The organism is Kitasatospora sp. NPDC057512, from assembly GCF_042802135.1.
In the GTDB taxonomy this organism is placed as follows: Bacteria; Actinomycetota; Actinomycetes; order Streptomycetales; family Streptomycetaceae; genus Kitasatospora.
In genome coordinates, this window is record NZ_JBHVET010000579.1 from 1 (window position 1) to 5,744 (window position 5,744).

At 74.3% G+C, this 5,744-nt stretch carries 4 protein-coding genes; 1 reads left to right on the forward strand and 3 read right to left on the reverse strand.

Features of this window, described 5'->3' with window-relative positions:
• Positions 1 to 353 precede the first annotated feature (353 nt).
• Complete coding sequence (locus ACFU6K_RS29455) at positions 354 to 830, forward strand: universal stress protein (RefSeq protein ID WP_049653914.1); 477 nt, start codon at positions 354 to 356, stop codon at positions 828 to 830.
• Positions 831 to 1,013: 183 nt separating this feature from the next.
• On the opposite strand, the gene ACFU6K_RS29460 is transcribed toward ACFU6K_RS29455, so the two are convergent.
• The 3 genes from ACFU6K_RS29460 to ACFU6K_RS29470 form a co-directional block, all read right to left on the reverse strand.
• Complete coding sequence (locus tag ACFU6K_RS29460; RefSeq protein ID WP_380668090.1) at positions 1,014 to 2,204, reverse strand: acyl-CoA dehydrogenase family protein; 1,191 nt, start codon at positions 2,202 to 2,204, stop codon at positions 1,014 to 1,016.
• 178 nt (positions 2,205 to 2,382) lie between these two features.
• Positions 2,383 to 3,375, reverse strand: coding sequence for a hydroxymethylglutaryl-CoA lyase (locus tag ACFU6K_RS29465; protein WP_380668092.1), 993 nt, complete (start codon positions 3,373 to 3,375; stop codon positions 2,383 to 2,385).
• The gene (locus ACFU6K_RS29470) at positions 3,372 to 5,666 is read right to left on the reverse strand and encodes a biotin carboxylase N-terminal domain-containing protein (RefSeq protein WP_380668094.1); all 2,295 of its coding nucleotides are present in this window, start codon (positions 5,664 to 5,666) and stop codon (positions 3,372 to 3,374) included. Before ACFU6K_RS29470 ends, ACFU6K_RS29465 begins: the two co-directional genes overlap by 4 nt.
• Positions 5,667 to 5,744 lie beyond the last annotated feature (78 nt).

Genomic DNA, 5,744 nt, shown 5'->3' on the forward strand with positions numbered 1-5,744 from the left:
GCATCCCGGGCGTACGGACGGGCCACGAGCGAGTCGACGGCGGCGGCGTCGCCGACGACGCGGAGGGGTTCGAGGCGGCCGGAGTGGCCCGCGCGGCCCGGCCGGCGGCCGACGCGGCGCAGCCTGCGGAGCCAGGGGAGCCAGGGGAGCCCGGCCCGGGACGCGACGGCCCGCTGGGTTTCGCACGCGCTCTGCGCGGCCTTGCCCGTCGGGGCAGCCTCGCCCGCCGTGACCGCCCGGGGCCCCGCCAGCGGCGTGGCGAGCCCCCGGCCGACCCCGCAGGGGTTCCGGTGACGGGCCGCCTGGGCCCGGGGGCCGAGTACCCGGAGGCGGCCTCCGGCGCGGCCGGCCCGCTGGGCGGGCCCACCGAGCCGTCCGGGCAGGACACCCCGGCGCCGTCCCTCGACCCGGTGTTCCAGCACGGTGTGGTGGTCGGCTTCGACGGCTCGCTGTCGAGCGAGCGCGCCCTCGCCTACGCCGTCGGCATGGCGCGCCGCTCGCAGTGCGGCCTGGTGATCGTGCACGTCGCCAACCGCCTGCCCGCCACGGTCTGGGCAGGCTGCGAGCCACCCGTCTTCGTCGACCTCCCCGACCACCGGACCGAGGTCCTCGGCCTGGAACTCGCCTGCGCGGACTTCCTCACCGGGGTGCCGTGGATCCTGGTCGAGCGCGGAGGGGACATCTGCCACGAGATCGAGGAGGTCGGCCGTGAGTACGCCGCCGACGCGATCGTCGTCGGCACGACGCACGGCCTTCTCGGCAAGATCTTCGGCTCGGTCTCCGGACGGCTGGCGCGGCGGGCCAACCGCCCGGTGATCGTGATCCCCTGAGGCCCTGTTCCGGCGGCTTCTCCCGAAGCCGCCGCGACGCCTCCTTCTGCTGATTCCTCCGGACGCCTTCCCCGGGCGCCTCCTTCGCCGTTGCGCTCCCCAACTCTCGTCGCGGAACGGTGTGTTGACCGGTGTGCCGGCCCCGGTGGCGTGGCTCAGGAGGCGACCGTCAGGATGCGGTCGTCACGAACCGACGCCGAGCTCCCGGGCGATGAGCATGCGCTGGACCTCAGACGTGCCCTCCCCGATTTCCAGGATCTTGCAGTCGCGCCAGAAGCGGGCGACCGGGAATTCGTTCATGAAGCCGTACCCGCCGTGGATCTGGGTCGCCTCGCGGGCGTTGTCGACGGCGGCCTCGGACGAGTACAGCTTCGCGATCGCGGCCTCCTTCTTGAACGGTTCGCCGTGCAGCAGCCGGGAAGCGGCGTCCCGCCAGGCCAGGCGGGAGGTGTGGGCGCGCAGCTCCATGTCGGCAAGCTTGAACTGGATGGCCTGGTTGGCGCCGATCGGCCGGCCGAAGGCCCGGCGCTCGCCGGAGTACTTGACGGACTCGTCGACGCAGCCCTGGGCCAGGCCGGTGGCCAGGGCCGCGATCGCGATGCGGCCCTCGTCGAGGATCCGCAGGAACTGGGCGTAGCCTCGGCCACGCTCGCCCAGCAGGTTGGCCGCGGGAACGCGGCAGTCGGTAAAGGACAGTTCGCGGGTGTCGGATGCGTTCCACCCGACCTTCGAGTACTTCTTCGAGACCTGGAAGCCGGGGGTCCCGGTGGGCACGATGATGGAGGAGATTTCCCGTACAGGCGAGCGGAATTCGCCCTCTTCACTCGAACGAGCGATCGGTTCGGTGAGCGCGGTGACGGTGACCAGGCCGGTGATGTCGGTGCCGGAGTTGGTGATGAAGCACTTGGTCCCGTTGATGACCCACTCGTCGGTGGCCTCGTCGTACCGCGCCGTGGTCCGGGTGGCCCCCGCGTCCGACCCGCCCTCCGGCTCGGTGAGGCCGAAGGCGCCGAGGAGTTCGCCCGAGGTCAGCCTGGGCAGCCACTCGCGCTTCTGCTCCTCGGTGCCGAACCGGTGGATCGGCATCGCGCCGAGCGAGACGGCGGCCTCCAGGGTGATCGCCACCGAGGAGTCCACGCGGGCGAGTTCCTCCAGGGCGAGGCCGAGGGCGAAGTAGTCGCCGCCCATGCCGCCGTACTCCTCCGGGAAGGGCAGGCCGAAGAGGCCCATCCGCCCCATCTCCCGGACGATCTCGTACGGGAACTCCTCCCGCTCGTAGAACTCGCCGATCTTCGGCGCCACCACGTCCTGGGCGAACTCGGCGACGGTGCGCCGCAGTTCCTCGTACTCGCTGCTGAGCCTGTGGTCGAGCATGGTGTTCCTCCTGGCGCCCGGCCGGGCCGGCCGCGGACGTGAGCGGGGTGACCGGCGTCCGTCGGACGGTGTGACGGTCGCACGGTGCGATTGAGGGATGGACTGTCGATCGGTGCGGGTGGTGCTCGGCGCCGGCCGGGTGGTGCGGACGGCCGGCGCCGGGGACGGGAGCGGGCGGTCAGCCCCCGGCGGAGCCGAGCAGGGCCTGGACGGTGCGGGACGGGCTCGGGCGGCCGAGGTGCTCGGCCATCCAGCCGCTGGTCGCGACGAGGGCGCGCAGGTCGACGCCGGTCCGGATGCCGAGCCCGTGCAGCATCCAGACCAGGTCCTCGGTGGCCAGGTTGCCGGTGGCGCTCTTCGCGTACGGGCAGCCGCCCAGGCCGCCCGCCGAGGCGTCCACCGTGGTGACGCCCTCGCGCAGTGCCGCCAGGGTGTTGCTGAGCGCCTGGCCGTAGGTGTCGTGGAAGTGCACGGCGAGCCGGTCGACCGGGACGCCGGCCCGCGCGAAACCCGCCAGCAGGGCGGTGACCTGGCCCGGCGTCGCGACCCCGATGGTGTCGCCGAGGCTCAGCTCCGCGCAGCCCAGCTCCAGCAGCCGCACGCCGTACCGGACCACCTGGTCGACCGGGACGGGGCCCTCCCACGGGTCGCCGAAGCACATCGAGAGGTAGCCGCGGACCGCGACCCCGGCCTCGGTGGCCCGGCCCACGACCGGGCGGAACATCGCCATGGCCTCGTCCGCCGAGCGGTTGAGGTTGCGGCGGGCGAAGGTCTCGGTGGCGCTGGCGAACACCGCGATGTCGGTGGCGTGGTGGGCGAGCGCGCGGTCCAGGCCGCGCTCGTTGGGCACCAGCACCGGCAGCCGCAGGCCGGGGTGGCGCTCCGGCAGACCGGCGAGCCGGGGGACCAGCACCTCGGCGTCGGCCAGCTGCGGTACCCATTTCGGGTGAACGAAGCTGGTGGCCTCGACGGTGCGCAGCCCGGCGGCCGCGAGCCGGGCGATGAACTCGGCCTTGACCTCGACCGGCACCAGGGACTTCTCGTTCTGCAGGCCGTCGCGCGGCCCGACCTCGTGGATCCGGACCTCCTCGGGCAGGCCGGGGGCGCGGACCGGATCGGGCAGGCCCAGGTCGAGGGCGTCGGGCTCGCGGGCGGCGGCGGGGGCGGTCACGACCGCACCTCCGCGGGCCCGGCGGGGACGGTGGCGGCGGCCGGCTCGGCCGGGGCGTCCTCGGCCGACGCGTCCTCGACCGGGGTGACCACGACCAGCAGGTCCTCCATCGCGACGGTGGCGCCGGCGGTGGCCCGCAGCTCGGCGACCACGCCGTCGTGCGGTGCGGCGATCACGTGTTCCATCTTCATGGCCTCCAGCACGAGCAGGGGCTGTCCCTTGCGGACCGTCTCGCCCGCCGTGGTCTTGACGACGGTGACGGTGCCGGGCATCGGGGCGGTCAGCGCGCCGTGGTGCGCGCCGGCCCCGGTGGCGCTCTCGACGACCGGGTCGTAGGCGTGCAGCGGCCAGGTGTCGCCCTCGACGCCGAGCCAGGTCACCGGTCCGGCGGCGAGGCCGGGGGCGGCGTCGGTGGCCAGCGAGAACGTGGTCCGGAGGCCGTCGACGGTCAGGTGCAGCCGGTCGCCGGCCAGGCTCGCGCGGGCGCGGTGCGCGGGGCCCCCGTCGAGCCGGAGTTCCAGCTCGCGGGCGGGCCCGGCGGAATTGTCAGTGGCATCGGCTACGTTGCCCGCAGTGATCGAACGGATGCTCACCGCCACCGGGTCCTGGCCGGGGGTACGGAGTCGGTGGGTGGTCCAGGCGGGGGTGCCGCCCAGGCGCCAGCCGGAGGGAAGGGAGAACGGGTCGGTCCAGCCGTCGGGATCGGCGGGCGGAGTGAGTTCCAGGTGCCGTGCCAGCGCGGCCGCGTAGTAGAGGAGGTGAGCGGGCGACGGCGGTTCGGCCGCCGAGGTCGCGTCGGGGTCGGCCGTGCTCGGGCCGGTCACAGTCGGGCCGGTCGCGTTCGTGGGGGAGTACGGCGAGGTGAGCAGGGCCGGCTGCTCCTGGGCCGTCCGTTCCACGAGGCCGGTGTCCAGCCGGCCGGCGGCGACCTCGGGGTGGGCGAGCAGTCGGCGCAGGAAGCCGGTGTTGGTGGTGACACCCAGGATGCGGGTGTCGGCCAGCGCCGCGCGGAGCCGGCGCAGCGCGGTCGGGCGGTCGGGCCCGTACGCGATGACCTTGGCGAGCATGGGGTCGTAGGCGCTGGTGACGACGGTTCCGGGGGCGACCCCGGAGTCGACGCGGATGCCCTCGCCCCGGGGCTCGTCCAGGGTGAGGATGCGGCCGCCGGTGGGCAGGAAGTCCCGTTCCGGGTCCTCGGCGCAGATGCGGGCCTCGATGGCGTGGCCCAGGAAGGAGATGTCGGACTGGGCGAAGGAGAGCGCTTCGCCGGCGGCGACGCGCACCTGCCACTCGACCAGGTCGAGCCGGGCCGCGTCCGCGCCGACGGCGACGGCGAGCTCGGTCACGGGGTGTTCCACCTGGAGGCGGGTGTTCATCTCCATGAAGAAGAAGTCCCGCACCCCCTCGGCGGCGGAGTCGGGGGCGTCCGGGTCGATGCCGGGAACGATGAACTCCACGGTGCCGGCACCGGTGTAGCCGCAGGACTCCGCGGCGCGGACAGCCGCGGCGCCCATCGCGGCGCGGGTCTCGGCGTTGAGGAGAACGGAGGGAGCCTCTTCGATCAGTTTCTGGTGGCGGCGCTGCAGGCTGCACTCGCGCTCGCCGAGGTGGACGGTGGTGCCGTGGGCGTCGGCGAGCACCTGCACCTCGATGTGGCGCGGCCGGTCGACCCAGCGCTCCAGCAGCAGGGTGTCGTCGCCGAAGGCGGTGCGGGCGACACGGCGGGCGGCGGCGATCTCGGTGGGCAGGTCGGCGCGGTCCCGCACGAGGCGCATGCCCTTGCCACCGCCGCCGGCGGACGGCTTGAGCAGCACCGGGTAGCCGATCTCGTCGGCGGCGGCGACGAGGTCCTCGTCGGTGGGCGCGGTGGCCTGGCTGCCGGGGACCACCGGGACGCCGGCGGCCCGGACGGCCTCCTTGGCGTTGATCTTGTCGCCCATCAGCTCGACCGCACCGGGAGGTGGTCCGATGAAGACGAGGCCCGCGTCGGCGCAGGCGCGGGCGAAGCCGGGGTTCTCGGCGAGGAAGCCGTAGCCGGGGTGGACGGCCTGGGCGCCGGTGCGGCGGGCGGCGGCCAGGATCTGGTCGGTCCGCAGGTACGTCTCGGTCGCCGAGCTGTCGCTGCGGTCGGCCGGGCCGAGCCGGACCGCGACATCGGCCTCGCGGACGTGCGGCGCGTCGGCGTCCGCGTCGCTGAACACGGCGACCGAACGGACGCCGAGCCGCCGCAGGGTGCGGATCACCCGCAGGGCGATCTCGCCGCGGTTGGCGACCAGAACTGTGTCGAACATGGGAGGCGTTCCTCCGGGTCGAGGGGAGCCGTACGAAGGAGGTGGCGGTGGGCGGTCGGGCGCCGGCCCGGGTGGGCC